This is a genomic window from Sporosarcina sp. FSL K6-1508 (assembly GCF_038007465.1).
Classification (GTDB): Bacteria; Bacillota; Bacilli; order Bacillales_A; family Planococcaceae; genus Sporosarcina; species Sporosarcina psychrophila_B.
In genome coordinates this window covers 3210913-3228076 of record NZ_JBBOXF010000001.1, presented here as the reverse complement: position 1 = coordinate 3228076, position 17164 = coordinate 3210913, and the positions used below count along the sequence as shown (strand labels likewise).

General features: G+C 37.5%; 16 protein-coding genes. 5 read left to right on the top strand and 11 right to left on the bottom strand.

Annotated features, from left to right (window positions below; translation table 11 throughout):
- Positions 1 to 60: 60 nt before the first annotated feature.
- The 3 genes from MKZ11_RS16170 to istA all read right to left on the bottom strand — a co-directional run bounded on the left by MKZ11_RS16170 (position 61) and on the right by istA (position 3081).
- Positions 61 to 549, bottom strand: a complete 489-nt coding sequence (locus MKZ11_RS16170) for a GNAT family N-acetyltransferase (RefSeq protein ID WP_340795409.1) — start codon at positions 547 to 549, stop codon at positions 61 to 63.
- Positions 550 to 1039: 490 nt separating this feature from the next.
- On the bottom strand, positions 1040 to 1798 hold the full coding sequence (gene istB / locus MKZ11_RS16165) for an IS21-like element helper ATPase IstB (RefSeq protein WP_340792503.1): 759 nt from the start codon (positions 1796 to 1798) through the stop codon (positions 1040 to 1042).
- Positions 1795 to 3081, bottom strand: coding sequence for an IS21 family transposase (gene istA, locus MKZ11_RS16160; protein WP_340792502.1), 1287 nt, complete (start codon positions 3079 to 3081; stop codon positions 1795 to 1797). Before istA ends, istB begins: the two co-directional genes overlap by 4 nt.
- Before the next feature lie 105 nt (positions 3082 to 3186).
- Here istA and ccsB point away from each other — a divergent pair, with 105 nt between their 5' ends.
- Complete coding sequence (gene ccsB / locus MKZ11_RS16155) at positions 3187 to 4386, top strand: c-type cytochrome biogenesis protein CcsB (protein ID WP_340795408.1); 1200 nt, start codon at positions 3187 to 3189, stop codon at positions 4384 to 4386.
- Between the two features lie 134 nt (positions 4387 to 4520).
- On the opposite strand, the gene MKZ11_RS16150 is transcribed toward ccsB, so the two are convergent.
- Complete coding sequence (locus tag MKZ11_RS16150) at positions 4521 to 4940, bottom strand: flavoprotein (protein WP_340795407.1); 420 nt, start codon at positions 4938 to 4940, stop codon at positions 4521 to 4523.
- 315 nt (positions 4941 to 5255) lie between these two features.
- Entirely contained in the window at positions 5256 to 5603 is a 348-nt protein-coding gene (locus tag MKZ11_RS16145; RefSeq protein ID WP_340795406.1) for a DUF6176 family protein, read from the bottom strand.
- A 267-nt stretch (positions 5604 to 5870) separates the two neighbouring features.
- Here MKZ11_RS16145 and glnA point away from each other — a divergent pair, with 267 nt between their 5' ends.
- Positions 5871 to 7205 (top strand): type I glutamate--ammonia ligase, encoded by a 1335-nt coding sequence (gene glnA, locus MKZ11_RS16140; RefSeq protein WP_340795405.1) that lies wholly within the window; start codon positions 5871 to 5873, stop codon positions 7203 to 7205.
- A 364-nt stretch (positions 7206 to 7569) separates the two neighbouring features.
- Positions 7570 to 8553: a GMP reductase gene (gene guaC, locus MKZ11_RS16135; protein ID WP_340795404.1), complete on the top strand. Its 984-nt coding sequence runs from the start codon at positions 7570 to 7572 to the stop codon at positions 8551 to 8553.
- A 196-nt stretch (positions 8554 to 8749) separates the two neighbouring features.
- Here guaC and MKZ11_RS16130 read toward each other — a convergent pair whose 3' ends face one another.
- On the bottom strand, positions 8750 to 9733 hold the full coding sequence (locus tag MKZ11_RS16130; RefSeq protein WP_340797027.1) for a ketoacyl-ACP synthase III: 984 nt from the start codon (positions 9731 to 9733) through the stop codon (positions 8750 to 8752).
- Between the two features lie 253 nt (positions 9734 to 9986).
- Here MKZ11_RS16130 and MKZ11_RS16125 point away from each other — a divergent pair, with 253 nt between their 5' ends.
- Positions 9987 to 10643 (top strand): ribonuclease H family protein, encoded by a 657-nt coding sequence (locus tag MKZ11_RS16125; RefSeq protein WP_340795403.1) that lies wholly within the window; start codon positions 9987 to 9989, stop codon positions 10641 to 10643.
- Between the two features lie 107 nt (positions 10644 to 10750).
- On the opposite strand, the gene MKZ11_RS16120 is transcribed toward MKZ11_RS16125, so the two are convergent.
- Positions 10751 to 11332, bottom strand: coding sequence for a LysE family transporter (locus MKZ11_RS16120; RefSeq protein ID WP_340795402.1), 582 nt, complete (start codon positions 11330 to 11332; stop codon positions 10751 to 10753).
- Positions 11333 to 11448: 116 nt separating this feature from the next.
- Between MKZ11_RS16120 and MKZ11_RS16115 the strand changes: the two genes are divergently transcribed.
- The gene (locus MKZ11_RS16115; protein WP_340795401.1) at positions 11449 to 12000 is read left to right on the top strand and encodes a helix-turn-helix domain-containing protein; all 552 of its coding nucleotides are present in this window, start codon (positions 11449 to 11451) and stop codon (positions 11998 to 12000) included.
- 211 nt (positions 12001 to 12211) lie between these two features.
- On the opposite strand, the gene MKZ11_RS16110 is transcribed toward MKZ11_RS16115, so the two are convergent.
- The 4 genes from MKZ11_RS16110 to MKZ11_RS16095 all read right to left on the bottom strand — a co-directional run bounded on the left by MKZ11_RS16110 (position 12212) and on the right by MKZ11_RS16095 (position 16881).
- Entirely contained in the window at positions 12212 to 13018 is an 807-nt protein-coding gene (locus MKZ11_RS16110; RefSeq protein ID WP_340795400.1) for an aminoglycoside adenylyltransferase domain-containing protein, read from the bottom strand.
- A gap of 405 nt (positions 13019 to 13423) precedes the next feature.
- Complete coding sequence (locus MKZ11_RS16105; protein WP_340795399.1) at positions 13424 to 14191, bottom strand: class I SAM-dependent DNA methyltransferase; 768 nt, start codon at positions 14189 to 14191, stop codon at positions 13424 to 13426.
- 216 nt (positions 14192 to 14407) lie between these two features.
- Positions 14408 to 14674 (bottom strand): YqhV family protein, encoded by a 267-nt coding sequence (locus MKZ11_RS16100; protein WP_445327006.1) that lies wholly within the window; start codon positions 14672 to 14674, stop codon positions 14408 to 14410.
- Positions 14675 to 14865: 191 nt separating this feature from the next.
- Complete coding sequence (locus MKZ11_RS16095; RefSeq protein WP_340795398.1) at positions 14866 to 16881, bottom strand: Na+/H+ antiporter; 2016 nt, start codon at positions 16879 to 16881, stop codon at positions 14866 to 14868.
- Positions 16882 to 17164 lie beyond the last annotated feature (283 nt).

Below are 17164 nucleotides of genomic sequence, written 5' to 3'. Positions count from 1 at the left end.
ATCTATAATCATTCACTGATAACAATGATTCTCACTTAATTCAAACGAGAATTAGCCACATTAAATTTGAAAGGTTTGAATTAAGCACTCTTCATCATCAACAGTCTGTTTCTTTTCATCAAAGACAATATTGAGTTTACGATAGACGTTTTTCCAAAATAGAACAGCAGGCTCATTTGAAACTAATTCAAGAACATAGTATTTCCCCTTTTTTTGGTCAAACAATGTCTTTAATAAAGAAATTGTAATTCCCTTTCTTCGGTATTTTTTCAATATAAAAATATCACTAATACTGTAATCGTAGTCTTTTGTTAAAAAAGGCCTTTCTAAAAGTAACAAGAACCCAACAATTGTTGCATCCTTTCTTAGGAGATAGGGAGATAAACCCTCTCTCTCCCAAATTAAATTAAAAGAATCAAATTCGAAAGAACCATTAGATGAAACCTCTAGATTGTCTGTAAACTCCGATAGGTCGTGTAAATAAAGTGAATATAAGTTTAGTAATATCTGTTTTTCGTCTTTCGTAATTGGATTTAATGAAATTGTCATTGTTATACTCCCATCGTGTATTCTAACTACTAATTACTATTGTAACTTAGTTGAGTGAAGAAGAGTGATTACTTAAAAAAGTCACTTTCACTGAATAACTTTGATTCCAATGATAAATAAAACAATCGATTTAGTTTGTTCTAGAATCATCCTCATTTCTATGTTTCAAATTACCTAGAAATCTGAAAGTGATTGAATGCCTTAAAGGGGACTCATACTATGACTACAAGTCATGGAATTGTCGGAATTCGTATCCTTTCCCAAATTTATTAGTGCTACACTGGATTAAATTGGCTTATCTGAGTTAATCAGATACTCCAAATTTATATTGAAGTGGAGGTCAACATTGGTATCTAAAATCATCTTTATCCGCACACAATATTCATTTAACTTAAGTTACAGTTTAAGAACATCTAAAAAAATAGTCATAGGAGGGGTACAAATGTCAACCAATCTATGTACAAAAACGCTCACTTAATGATGTACAAAATCACTCACCTTCTGGAGCTAGATGATCTTTCAAACGATAAGAATTTCCAACGATGGTAACCACCGTTGCGTGATGTAAAATACGATCTAATATCGCATTTGCTAACTTGGTTTCCTGAAATACCTCGTCCCAGGATTTGAAGTTAACATTAGTAGTAAAGATTGTGCTACGTTTTTCATAACGCATATCTATCAGCTGGAAGAATAGTTTTGCATCCTCCGCATCAATCGGTAAATAGCCTATCTCATCGATTATGAGTAACTTATACTTTGTGTAGTGTTTCAAGCGGCTTTCTAAACGGTTTTCTAAGCGGGCCCGCTTCAGGTTCTGAATCAAGTCATGACATTTAATAAAGTAAGTGCTAGTACGTTTTTTAGCGGCTGCGATGCCAATCGCTGAAGCCAAAAATGTTTTTCCGACTCCACTAGGTCCCAGAAATACGATGTTTTCGTTCCCTTCAATAAAACGTAGCGTAAGAAAATCTTGAATTTGCTGTGGATTTAGCGAGGGTTGGAATTCAAAATCAAAATCCTTTACCTCTTTTAAATTTGGAAATGCACCCACTTTTACCATCGCGTGAACCATGTTTTTTTCACGTAAATCGATTTCATAGTTTGTCAGTTTAATTAATGTATCGATAAATGACAGCTGATTGTGGATACCGAAGTCGATGACTTCGTCTAAATACGTTACCATTTGTTTCAGTTTCAAATACTCCAAGTTCTTCAGAAGCTGTTGATAATTTGTTTGCTGCATCATGCGTCATACACCTCTCCAATGGCTTTTAGATTGTTTTTAGCTAAAGCCTCAATGTCTGGATAATGGGGAGCTGATATTTGCAGCGTTTCTTTATAATCTGAAGGACGAATATTTAATTTCCGATTCGATATAGGGTGGCGCGCAATGCACTCCATGTTATAATAAATCCATAATTGATCATCTAGTACTTGTATCCCTACCTTTTGGCCGATGTACTTAGTGGGCACTGAATACTGGTTGGCTTTGTAGGAGATCATACTTGATGTATTCACCTGTACAAGCTGATGCTTGATACGGTAAGAGTTCCTTATTTTTTCTGCTGGTAGCGGAAGAAGGGAACTCTTTTCTTTTTCTAACGCAAATGCTGGGATTTTCCCTGAACCTTGATGAAAGGATTGATTGACTCGATTCATCAACTTTTCAATGAATTGATAGAGTTCGTTCAAGGTCAGCTGACCTTGATAGGCATGAATTTCATCTATAAATTTCATTTGAGTTTCTACTTTCCCTTTCGTACGGGGACGACCTGCAATACACGGCCTAACCTTGAAATCAAAGTCCTTCGCAAAAGCAGCGAACCGGCTATTTACTTTCCCTGGATTATCTTCTCTTCGTGGCACATCCATAATCGTTTTTGGATTATCAGTTACGATTTCCTTCGGAACACCTCCTATTTTTTCAAATGCCTCCGTCAAAAAGGAGAATAAAACATCTTGTGTTTTTCGTAATGTAAGAGTGAATACGCGGAAACGTGAATACCCTAACACAAGCGCTCCTACATTTACCTCTATTTTTTCTCCATCACTTGTTTCGAATGGAATACTTTCTTTCCAATCGAATTGTGCTTGTTGGCCAGGCGGTGTTTCAAATCTTGTCGTCCCTTTAGGTGAAGGCACGCGCACCTGCTCTGTGAAATAGGCAGCGAACTCTGGCTTTTTTGAAATATAACGACGAAAAGTAGATTGAGCACATTTTAACCCATGATTGTCCGTTAGGTATTGCCAAAGTACGCGTCGGTAATAAAAGACTTGCTTCGAGTCCTCAGATAAAAGTGCTGCAATTATTTCGTAGTATTCATCTAAAATCGCTATTTTCTCTTTTGTTTCTTTTGGTGTAAATCCACTTAGGTATTTATCAACCGTCCGCCGATCTATACCCATTTCCCTTGCCAATTGGCTTTTGTTAATTTTCATTTTTAGATTCTCCATTAACTGTTTGAATTTTGTTAAGTCTGAAAGACTATTGATTTCAAAATCCGTTTGAACATCTAGCGTTATGTACATACCAATCACCTCATGATTAGTATGCTAGAAAATGAGGCAAAAGTGTACATTTTTAAGTTAGCGCATTTGTACATAAATATCGTAGCATTTATAAGGGGCGTCATCATGTCTTCGAGTTCATTAATCAGTTTAAGCAGTACAGCACTTTATATTTCATTTTTTATCTACTTATTAGCGATTATCCCTTTAGGTCTATCAGTTAGCTCGAAAAGAAAGATATATTCAGTACTTGGAATAACATTAACGTGGGCAGGGTTTATTTTACAAATCGTCTATTTTATAACCAGATGGTATGTTGCTGGACATGCCCCTGTCAGCAATCTTTATGAATTCATGACATTCTTTGGTATCATGCTTGTCGGAAGTTTTCTGATTATGTATTACTTGTATCATCAAAGCGTAATTGGACTTTTCGCCCTTCCGATAGCACTTCTAATTCTGGGCTACGCAAATGCATTTTCAAAAGATATAACGCCCCTTATTCCGGCGTTACAAAGTAATTGGTTAACAATACATGTTCTTACAGTGGCTTTTTCTAGTGCGGTATTATCTATATCTTTTGTGACGGGCATTATCTATCTTTTAAAAACGGTGAATCCTGCTGAAAAGAGTAAGAAAACATTCTTTTTGGAGCTCGTTATGTATTTCTTGGTCGTCGTATTGGGCTTCATTGCAATGACAAGCACATTCAGTGCGATGGGTTATGCGAAAGATCTTCAGTTCGAAAATCATAAAACTGAGTTGGATGTTTATCACTATAAATTACCGGCCATTACCGTTCCCAAGGACTCGGTTGTTGTCCAATCAGTGGAGGCCAATACTTATGAGGCTGTCGATCAAAGAAGTGGCATTATAGAGATTCCCAACTCGATTGATGCACTAAAATTGAATACAATAATATGGTCTTTCCTTGTAGGTTCTGTGCTGTATGCACTGATTCGTCTACTCACGAAGCGGAAAATCATTACTCTACTCAAACCACTTACTCATAAAGTGAATGCGAGCTCTATGGATGAAATAACTTACCGAGCAGTCATCATTGGTTTTCCTTTGTTCGCACTTGGTGGACTGATATTCGCTATGATTTGGGCTCAATTTGCCTGGAGCCGTTTCTGGGGTTGGGATCCGAAAGAAATTTGGGCTTTAATTACCTTCTTATTCTATGCTGCAATGTTGCACTTGAGGGTCGGAAAGGGATGGGAAGGCGAAAGAACTGCTTGGATGGCGATTATTGGTTTCGGAATTATTATTTTCAATCAAGTCTTCGTGAATCTAGTAATTGCAGGACTTCATTCATATGCTTGATGAAACTAGACTATTAAAGTAAGTTAACCGAAAAATCGATTCCACGTCTCTACGCAGTGGAATCGATTTTTCAAAAGTTTATCGTATCTCAGGAAAACTATTTTTTCTAACTATATCGGCATCATTTTACCCTCTTATTCAGTAACAGTAGGGCTACGCAGATTATGCAAGGGAATTCCAGCCTCAATATAGCTTCTTACCAGTTTCCAATTTTCATCACATTCTTTTTTAAAAGTTTGAAAGAATATGTTTCCCGTATCTAAGTTTTGATCTTTTGTCACTAAAGCGGCTGATAAAATTATTAATATCTCATTGTCTCTTAAAGGAATCACTGATAACTTATTTAGTTCCCATTTGGCCTGATTTTCATTTACAAAGTTAAAACCTTGTTCCCATCCTTCAATAGATTCTGCATAGCCAAAGTCTATAATTTTCCCGCCAGTTATTTCTCTTGCCTTGTAATCCTCAGAGATTAGCTCTCTTAGCTCACTTAAAGATGATTTTCTCCAAATTTCTATATACTTATCAATGAAATGGTTAAAAGTAATATCCAAGGTAACCCTCCAAATACTAATCTTCTACATCTGCCATCAACCATATAACCTCATCTAAAAAAACATGCTCCAATGTATAGATGGTTATGATTATTGGAGCGGTATGAGATACCACTACTTTTTCATATGTTGCCTAAGATTATCATGCATTTTTTTAATTTCTTCACTTTGTTCAATTATATTTTTGTTCGTTCTTTTAATCATGTCATATATAGCAACCAGAAGCACAAATAATACAATCACAAAAAGTAAATCCATTTGTTTACCTTCTTTCCATTGATTTAATGCCGTTACTTACCAATTAATTAGTTGGATTCAAAACTCCATATGATTCCTTATCTTTTCAGGAATCATTACTACTTCCGTTTTTAAATCACCGGCTATAAAAGTATCATCAATACATTCATTCCAATATGCCAGGTGTTTCTTATCTATCCAATGCTCTGATTCCTCAACCTCTTGACCGCCTTCACTTTGGACTGAATACCAATATAGAAATTCATCCCCATTAAAATGCTCTCTAAATATAGTTTCTAAATACATTTTTTCGCCTTCCAAGGTTGTTAGCACGTGTTTCATATTATCGTTTAAAAAATTCACCCACTCATCTACCCGTTCTGTTTTCCCTTGCTTAACCCTGAATCTTGTTAATTCTACGTTCATAGTTCTCCCGCCCTTTGTTCGTTTTCGTTTTTTCGTTCCATTTTAGTCTATCATAGAATTAATAAAGTAATTTCAATGTTGCGAATACAAATTTTATAGAACTATAATTTTGTTACGGTACGTAGTCAATTCACTGCGGTAAATGAGATAGCTTCACTTACATAGAGCGATTCTCAAAAAAATCTTGTTAATGGTAACTTTTTGCTTTATTATAGAAAAATGTTATGGAGCAATCTGTAATAAACGATACTTAAGGAGAGTGGCATGATGAGGAATTATACAAAAGAAGACATTCGCAAATTTGTAAAGGAAGAAAATGTGAATTTCGTACGGCTTCAGTTCACCGATATTTTAGGAATGATCAAGAACGTGGAAATTCCCATCAGCCAGCTCGAAAAAGCACTAGACAACAAGATGATGTTCGACGGATCTTCAATCGAAGGATTTGTACGTATCGAGGAATCAGATATGTACCTCATACCGGATCTTAATACATGGATGGTATTCCCTTGGCCATCGGGTAAAGGGAAAGTTGCACGGCTCATCTGTGATATTTCACTTGCCAACGGTTCGCCGTTTACGGGCGATCCACGCGGAAATTTAAAACGTGTATTGAAAGAGATGAAAGAGCTCGGGTTCACTGACTTTAACCTCGGACCAGAACCAGAATTCTTCTTGTTCAAGCTGGATGAGAACATGCAGCCCACAATGGAACTGAACGACAACGGCGGCTATTTCGACCTTGCTCCAATGGATCTTGGAGAAAATTGTCGACGCGACATCGTTTTAGAACTTGAAGAATTGGGCTTCGAAATTGAAGCATCCCACCATGAATGCGCACCTGGCCAACACGAAATCGATTTCAAATATGCGGATGTACTTACCGCTTGTGATAACATCCAAACATTTAAACTTGTTGTTAAAACGATTGCACGCAATCACGGGTTACATGCGACCTTCATGCCAAAACCTCTTTTTGGAGTCAGTGGGTCGGGTATGCATTGCAATGTTTCTCTTTTCAAAGACGGTAAAAATGCATTTGTTGACGAAAATGGTGAATTACAATTGAGCGCAACTGCTTATCAGTTCATGGCCGGTGTTCTCGAGCATGTCCCTGGTTTTACGGCAGTGACAAACCCGACAGTTAACTCTTATAAACGTCTTGTTCCTGGCTACGAAGCACCCTGCTATATCGCTTGGTCCGCCCAAAATCGCAGCCCACTCATCCGCATCCCGGCATCAAGGGGCCTCAGTACCCGAATCGAAGTCCGTTCCGTCGACTCGGCGGCAAATCCATATCTTGCAATGGCGGCCATATTAAAAGCAGGTTTAGACGGCATTAAACGTGAACTCGAACCGCCAATGCCAGTCGACCGTAACATTTACGAAATGAAACCTTCCGAACTTCAGGAATTAGAAATTGGTACTTTACCTACTGACCTTGACCATGCCCTTATTGCGCTAGGAAAAGATGAAATTATCCAAGAAGCTCTAGGCAAGCACATCTACACAAACTTTATGGCTGAAAAGAAATTGGAATGGGAGAATTACCGAATTAACGTACACCCTTGGGAAATTGAACGTTATATGAAGATCTACTGATAAAAAGATTTCATAACGAAATAACAAACTTTTGAGCCTTTGTAACTTCAATGCCTTCAATACGGTGATATCGCATACTTGTCATCGCATCCTACTCTTTAAAGTGATGCCTAGTACACACAAGAATAAGCAAAAAAGAGTCCACCAAAGCTCTTTTTTGCTTATTTTTTTAATACTTTGTATAACCAGAAGTAGTTATTAAACGTCAATGTTGGTGTACTTAAAAGGAAATGGATTCAGATTATATACGTTTTGACGGTCACTATAAAATGTTTTGACATACTGCCTAAAGTGATGTAAATTATTAAAGTACGAACGTTCCAAACTAAACGAATAGTAATATTCGTCTTTCGAGGTGCTATCTATGGAAAATGTATTTGATTATGAAGATATCCAGTTGATTCCTGCAAAATGTGTGGTGAATAGCCGTTCTGAGTGTGACACGTCTGTAATACTTGGCGGGCATACATTTAAAATTCCAGTTGTACCAGCAAATATGCAAACAATTATAGATGAAAACGTCGCTATCAAATTAGCTGAAAATGGTTACTTCTATATTATGCATCGTTTTAATCCAGAAAAACGAGCAGACTTTATTAAAGACATGCAATCACGTAGTTTAATCGCTTCTATTAGCGTTGGTGTTAAAGATGAGGACTATACTTTCATTGTACAACTAGCTGCTGACAAGCTTATACCTGAATTCATCACGATCGATATTGCTCATGGTCATTCCAATGCAGTTATCAATATGATTCAACATATTAAAAAACACTTGCCTGAAAGCTTTGTCATAGCTGGTAACGTAGGCACACCAGAAGCCGTACGCGAACTTGAAAATGCCGGTGCAGACGCTACGAAAGTTGGCATTGGGCCAGGTAAAGTATGTATTACAAAAATAAAAACAGGCTTCGGTACAGGCGGTTGGCAGTTAGCTGCACTACGTTGGTGTGCAAAAGCAGCTACTAAACCTATCATCGCAGATGGCGGCATACGTACACACGGAGACATCGCCAAATCTGTACGTTTCGGTGCCTCAATGGTCATGATCGGTTCCCTATTTGCTGGCCACGAGGAATCTCCCGGTCAAACAATCGAAAAAGACGGCCAACGTTTTAAAGAATACTTTGGCTCAGCCTCTGAATTCCAAAAGGGCGAAAAGAAAAACGTTGAAGGTAAAAAAATGTACGTCGAATATAAAGGTCCATTAATGGACACTTTAGACGAAATGCAACAGGATCTACAATCATCCATCTCCTATGCTGGCGGTAACAAGCTAGACGCCATCCGAACAGTGGACTATGTCATTGTGAAAAACTCTATTTTTAATGGAGATAAAGTGTACTGAAAATTTATAGCTAATAAAAATCCAATCAAGATATTTTATTTCTTGATTGGATTTTCTATTTGTGGAAATTTTAATTGATTGCAAATCAAACAGGAATGGTGATTCCCGACACGATGTGTATAAAGTCTCGATTATTTTACTTTCAATTTCTTTTACGGTATTAACATCTCGATTCATTACTGACAGCTCAGTATTTTCAATTTTGCTTCCACGATAAGACAAGACCTAAATGTGTAAGTCCCGCCCCGAAACCATAAAGCAATAATGTATCGCCATCTTTGATTTTTCCTTCTTTTATTCCCAGATGTAGTGCTAATGGAATTGATGCTGATGAGGTATTCCCAAAATTCTTCATACTCGTTAACGTTTTTTCTATCGGAAAACCTGACTTTTCACATATTGATTCAACCATCCTTAGATTTGCGCTATGTGGTATAAACCAGTTAATATCTTCACTGTTTAATTGTGCTTTACTTAATAATTCTTGAATTCCTAGTGGAATCGTACGGGCTGCCCATTTGTATACTTCCCTTCCGTTCTGAACCATTTTCCCGGTGTCGCTTAGTGGTTTATCATCCATAGTAGTTGCAAAGGTCGTTCGATATACATGAATCCCCCCTTCGCCATTCGTTCCTATATGGCTAGCCAGGAAACTAGGATTCTCTTGATCGTACTCTACTAGCATAGCGCCGGCCCCATCTCCGAATAAAATACAGGTTGTTCGATCTGTATAATCGGTTACTTTTGATAAAGTCTCGGTTGCAACAACTAAAATCTTACGATGTGCCTCGGCAGTAATTAAATTATTTGCTAAGTGCAAAGCATACGTGAAACCTGCGCAGGTAGCATTTAAGTCAAACGCTCCTGTACAGGGGATATTAAAGTGACTCTGAATTTGACAGGCTACACTCGGAAACGCATAGTCCGGAGTTGTTGTCGCTACGATAATACAATCAACGTCTTGTAAGTCTTTATGATTGTTTCCAATCATATTTTCAATCGCTTTAAAAGCCAAATGGGAAGCATATTCTTCGTTTCCTGCGATTCGCCTTTCCTTTATACCGGTTCGCTGAACAATCCATTCATCATTCGTTTCTACCATCTTTTCCAAATCCTCATTTAGCATAATTTTTTGAGGAACGTGGGTACCTATTGCTGTTATACGCGCTTTAGATTTAATCATTCGAACACACCTCATTTTTCTTTTCATTATAACATCTAGTGTTAGTACCTGGTATATAAAAAACAAAAAATAAGAATGTTCTATAAATACAAGTTGCAATTGAATGACACTTCTATATAAGTAAACAGGAGCTTCAACAAATTTTTCATTTCATAAATTAGGCCTGTGTTGGATAAACTTAGATTGCATATAATTTGTTAAGATAGAAATAGGATTGATACATATACTAACTGATGCAGGAGGATTAGCAATGAACATTCTAATCGAATGGATTTATAAAATACCGAAAGGCGTGGAAACTGTCTTTCGCTCCGAGGAGATGCCGGCCGCACAAGCTTTGCTATTTGCAGAGGATTTAGAGCGTACCGGACGCACCAAAAATATAACGTTAATTGACCGGTTCGACAGCACATGGACGGTCAAAGAGATGAAGGGCTACTTAAAAGGAATTGAAACCGAACCACATAATATAGCGGTCTATTTCGACGGCGGCTTTGACCGGGCAACCAGCAAATCAGGTTTGGGCTGCGTCATTTATTATGAACAGAGCGGGAAATCATACAGATTGCGGCGGAACGCATCTTCCGATGAACTCACATCGAATAATGAAGCTGAATATGCCGCACTATACTTGAGCATACAGGAACTCGAGCTTTTGAATGTCCATCATTTACCGATCCGGTTCATCGGCGATTCTCAGGTGGTCATCAACCAACTGGGCGGGGACTGGCCGGCGCTTGAGAACAATCTATCACGCTGGGCAGATCGTATTGACGAAAAGCTGAAAGACCTTGGTATCTTGCCGGAGTACGAACTAGTGCCGCGGAAAATAAATTCAGAAGCAGATCGGCTTGCGACGCAGTCTCTGAATGGAATCTCGATTACGGCAACGAGAGAAATTACGTGAGGTTAAGATTAATGTTGAAATCATCGACTCTTGTCATTCAAACAGCTCTGCGGATTTTATAAAAATAGCTGCATCATTTGTATACCAATCGCATCTACAATTATTTATCATATAAAAATCGAAACAGCGCTATATACCAATAACAATGCCATCACAATATTAAATTGCTTTCTATAATCCGAAAGAAATTTCTGAAATATCGAACCAAATAGGCTCCAGCTACAAGTACTCATAATACCGACGAAACCAAGAAATAACGAAAAAAGTAGTAAGTCAATTGTTGAACTATAGTATGGAAGAATGAACGTTGCAATTACCGTAATACCATATAAAACACCTTTCGGATTTACAAACTGTAACAGCATCCCTGCAAAAAAACTGTTATATTTGCCGCCCCCCTCATCAGTAGAAGTAGTTGAACTAGTAATTATTTTGATTGCGAGAAACAGCATATAGCCAGCACCTAGAAGCATCATCGGAAATTCAACTTTCGGAATAAAGTTATGTAGGATTAGATTAAAGTAACTCGATAATATCATGATGACAAAGAAACCTGCGCCTACGCCTAGGCAAAATCGAAGTGTCTTCTTAAACCCAAACTGATTCGCAAATAACATCGCCATAATATTATTCGGACCTGGCGTAAAACTCATGACGAATACATACAACAAGAATGTTAGTACAGGCATATTAGTCCTCCCTCTAGTGAATATGTTATACTGTCTAAAATAGGCACTATAACGTTTTCGCTTTATTGTACAGTTCGGACGCTATATTGTACAGATAAATAGGAGTGTTGTTTAAAATGGAAATTCATCTTATCATTGCCAAGAATTTAAAAGCAATAAGGGAGAGTAAAAAATTAAGTCTTGAAAAGGTGGCTGAATTGACCGGGGTAAGTAAAACAATGATTGGTCAAATTGAACGTGGCGAATCAGCTCCAACCATTACGACTATCTGGAAAATAGCCAATGGGTTGAAAGTTTCTTTTACTTCCCTCATCAATCATCCACAACCAGACACAAAAATTGTTTTGAGAAGTGACATCCAAACATTGTCAGAAGACAACGGAAAATATCGGGTGTATCCACATTTTCCGTTTGAAGACGAAAAACGCTTTGAAGTGTATTCAGTTGAAATCGATCAAGGCGGATTCCTAAGTGCTGATGCGCATATGGAGGGAACTGAAGAGCTCTTAACTATTTTCGACGGAGAACTAACAATTCGTGTAAATAACGAGGAATATACCGTGAAAAGTGGAGATTCAATCCGTTTTAAGGCCGACAGAGCTCATAGCTATCATAATTCTGGGAAACTAATAACACGTTTAAGTATGGTGTTGTATTATCCGAATTAGGAAAGGACTGAAGGTCGTCTAAACACAATTAAAGAAACCTGCGCTTAGTCAATGTCTCATTATTGACTAAGCGCGGTGTAATACATAAACAAAGATTTGCCATTACGAAAAAACCAATTTTATGTGTAGAAAAGGTGTAAGTTCCACAACAATGTAAAGCGTTTGAATGATATCCCTGTACAAAGGTTTAGGTGAAATTCGGCGTAATTTTTTAGACTAAGTCACTATTGCAGTACTGAATGATATACTTCGAAAATTGTAAAGCCATATTAATTCGCTCTTCATCAGAGGTGAAGATTTTTATTTTCATTCCTTTACGAATATTTATAGCTTCCTTAATGATTGGATGCCATTCCATCGGCATATGCAATAATGCGTATTCACCAGCACCAAGTTTTGAAATGATATCGTGCTCCTTTAATGTATAATGTTGGCGTAACAGACCGAGAACGGACCATTCGATTTCATCATCTATCTCCGAGGTTGGTGGGTAAAGCTTGTTGCCCATTGCGTTTTCAATCCTTTGGACTCTCCCTGCCCAATAAGTATTCATATTTTCAATTACATATGACACTAGATGCTGTGAGTCAATTTCAAATTTGAGAGCAGATGGTTCTGGTCCGATAATGCTAACTCCATTCGTTTTCAATATCCACCAAGTAATCGAATTGAAATAAGCACCATAACCCAATGTACCTTCATTATAGTAAGGATAATTGTCATCATCCGCTTCTAGTTTTCCAATATCCTTCCACATAATATAGACCCCATCCATCTCTGGCTTTTCATACTTACCAGCTATCGTCTTATGAATTTCAGATAAAATCCGCACCTCCACCTCTGATAATCGCCGGTTTATAACAGTAATAAAATCAATATCACTTGAATCATTCACGTAGGCATTCAGTGCAATGGACCCTTGAAGATACAATCCTTCAAGGGTATTTGGTAATCGTTCATGCAACAAAGCGATATATTCATTTAGGACCGTTTGCACGCTAACTGGCATTTCTCTCATAAAATTCTCCCTCCACATTTTTACTAACGATGCTTTAAACATACAGTATCTTTATTTTTTGTTACATCAAAAATAGTACTATCTTTGTAATCTATACCAACAAAGGATATCCCGAACTTAGTATTTTCTGTATGGCCACATAGATAACAAACTACTTTTCCTTCTTTTTCGAAAACGATTTGTTTCATGTTCTCACGGCCTGTCTTACTATTAGTATCCCACTTACATCCTACCGCTTAATAGCACATATGCTCCTTCCTGTTTAATCAGACGCTCAACATGACAGAAGGTTCAAATAAATTTCCAGCTATAGTTAAAGCTATTCTTATTTAATAGTAGGGATCTGTGCCAACAACGCAAGTAAAAAGGAGCCAAGTTCTGAGTAATCTCAGAACTTGGCTCCTTTCATTTTTCAGTTTTACAAACATACACCATAGAAATACTTTTTGTATTCAGCTCATTTTTATCCCAATCACCATATGCTTGTAAGATCTCAAATCCATTTTCTTTAAGCATTCTTTCCATTTCAAGTGGAAATGAATAGCGCAAGGAAATGCCGTCTTGCTCTTTAGAGATTAAAGTTTCTCCTTGATAAATTTGGCGCTCCGTATGACAATGTAAGATTTGTGTCATCGAATTATATTCATCACGATGGAACTCGATAATTTGATTGCCACTCTTATCACTATACGTTTGCTCATACTCATCAATAGCTGCCAACTCATCTAATAGAGGATTTCTTGTATCAAAAATAAAAAGTCCGTCATCTACTAGATGGTGTCGGACAGATTGCAATAAGGCATCTTGTGCTTCATTCGTCAGAAAATGTTGAAAGGAATTCCCTGTCATGAAAACTAACTCGCTTTTTACGGGTATAGCCAACTCCGTGCAGTCTTGCTTCAAAAATTCAATCGAAACCGAATGCTCTTTTGCCTTTTGTTTTGCGCGCTCCAGCATCCCCTCATGTAAGTCAACACCAATCAGTTGAAATCCACGTTTCGCCATCGGTATCGTGAGTCTTCCTGTACCGCATGCCAATTCAATAATCGGTTGATTGGGCTTTGCCCATTCTAGAATTACATTCAAATCCTTCTGATAGCCTTCATATAGATGATCATACATTTCAGGATCAGCATATTTTTCAAAGTTCTCCTCGAAAACATTCCTGCTCATTCATACACCTCTTTCAAAAGTTCAACATATTCTAATTTGTCATAGTACTTGATAATCTTCAAAAGGTCAATTTTATAGAAAACAGCATGTATACCCTTTTTGAAATCGAATCACTATATAAATTGAACTAAAATTCCCCACAAATGTGATTTGGGAATAAGTGATGCCTCTTGCAAGGTGACTAAGCTGTATGCACCAGTTCAACAGATAGAGTTCTTATTTAGATTTTAGACTAAAAAGAATAAGTACGATTCCTGCAAAGAGGCAAACCATTCGAGTTAATGAAATTTTTTCGGCGAGACCAAATAATGCGATTCCTGTTGTGATGATTAATACACATGGACCTACTAGAGCTAACAGTGTGTTAATATAAAAGGCTTTTTCTAAATCATTTAATTTATACATTACCATTGCTGCGGTGATATCTACACTTCCTGAAAAAATCCGTAAAACTATGATCATTAAAAGTGCTTTTTCAACCAATAAAGTGACCCCTTCCCAATCTTATGTACTACCTAAAGTGTATGAAAGGTTCTATACTTTTATCATAGAAACTTTTTTGGGTAATAGCGCATTATAAAGACATAAGTTTGGGAGTAGATGGGGCTTGCCTGCCTAGGTTTAAAATGAAAAAAGAATTCATTGCTCATAGCCGATGGACCCTCTTGGATTGATTATTCTACGTACTCGTATAATACAACACTTTCCAAGTAGTTAACGAAGCGTCGAAGTTCCTTCGCTTCCTCCGTATTGATCGCACCGTCTTCAAACATTTTAGAAATCTCCTTCCTTTGCCCCTCAATCGCGTTCAAGGAAAGTATCTCCTTTTGTTCGTCCATTATCGATTGAACCGCTTCCACTTTAGGTGGCAATTCCTTTTTATTCATAAGGCGATTGTAGTAATAAATGATACTGTGTAGTACTTCTGGTTGATCACTAGCAGTTGCTCGCTCTTCTAAATCGGCTAAGACTTTTTCAAAGGTGAATTTTTGTATAGCATCTTCCGTTTCCAAAAATCGTGTTAATTCTTCCTCATTTAAGCGTCCAAGTTTCCAGTTTTTCAATACTTGATAAAGCTTTTGCCCAATATAGCGATTGCCAACACTTTTAATCACCTTTTCCCGTACGGAAATCGACTTTTCAATACTTTTTAAAATATTCGGCTTCACTTCATGTTCTTTCCTATAGACCTCCACATATTGCCGCTCAAGCACTAAACAATGCAAGCGTTCTACCGTTAGCTGTTCTTTGTAGACACGCAGTTCTTCCTCATTTTTATTTTTCGATTGCAACATATGTAACATGAGGGTATATTCATTTAATAGTTCATAAACAATCGATGTATTTTCCACTGTTTGCTGAGATTTAATCTCTTGAATAGCCCCAAGTATCATACGCTGCTTTTCTCCATTTAAATCTAAATCAGTCGTCTGCTCGTTTGCTTCATCTTTACTTAAAATAGGTAAGAAGATTGTTGCTACGATAAGCGTCATTAATATGACGCCCGCCGCTAAAAAGATGATGAGTGAACGCTCGGGAAATAAATCATTCGAAGCTGTATATAAAGGAATGGATAACACACCAACCATTGTGATTGTTCCCCGCACGCCAACCAAACTCGTAATTAGACTTGTTTTTAAAGTGGGTTTTTCCGTTATACTTTCTGACGATATATAATTGAAATAATTAAAGGAATGTGACCATACGAATCGTATACCTAGTACGACGAAGCCTAATGCAAGGACATATCCAAGCAACAGCCAGTTACTTATTTGTTCATTTTCCAGTAAGGATCGCATGGCCGTCGGTAGTGTCAAACCTAACAACAAGAAAATAACGCCATTTAAGATGAAGGCGATAATGGACCAAATATTATCCGTTAGCACTTGCTCCTGAGCGATAAAGTTTTCTGTTCGTTCTTTAACAATTGTATAAATTATCCCAGCGGCCACAACTGCAATTACACCTGAGGCATGGAACATTTCCTCCGCGATAAAGAAAATAATAAACGGAGTTAAAATTTGTAAAAGTGAATGGAATACTACATCAACGAGACCGCGCCTGCGCAACGCATAACGAAGTCGATTGATAATAAGTCCAAGGCCCACACCAAGCAAGGCGCCTACAATGAACATGTACAAAAAATTTCCAGCTGCGTTTGTTATCGAAAAGTAACCTGTCACAACAGCTAAAACGGCAAAATTAAATGCAACAAGCCCGGAAGCATCATTAATCAATGATTCTCCCCGTACTAAATTCATTATCTGATCTGGGAGGTGGATACGCTTCGCAATGCCATTTACAGCCACTGGATCCGTTGGAGATAAAATGGCTGCCAGCGCAAATGCTGCGGCTAAAGGAATTGCAGGAATCATCCAATGGACAAACACTCCACCAACTATCGTCGTTAATAACACTAAAATAATTGCATTGCCTAAAATAGATGCTCGCATTTTCCATAATTCTTCCCTCGGAAAATGAGCGCCATCATTATATAAAAGTGGTGCAATAAATAGCAGAAGGAACCACTCCGTCTCCACTTCAATAGTAAAGTCTTTGATGACCAACGCACAAATAACTCCAACAAGTATTTGAATTAATGCAGTAGGCAAAATCGTCACATAGTGCGCAATGATGTTAGTTATCAATAATAAGATCAGCAATGCGAATATGCTTATTAGTATCCCCAAACTAATCCCCCCTTTTTCAATTTTTCTGTACCAAGACTTAAAGTGTCAGCTACTGAATAGTATCGGTTTCTCTCCATCGCATTATTCTAAATTTATCCTACATTTGCATTTTACCAATCCATAATTTCTGAAAATGTTGCTATATAATTTGATATCAAAAATCCCTTCGAATCTACACCCTCTACCAGCTTTAAAGCGTAAACGCAATGTTCAAATGTTCTAAATCTAGAACTACTTTATTCTACAACACCTGGTGGATCAGGTACAATTATGTTTTGATTTG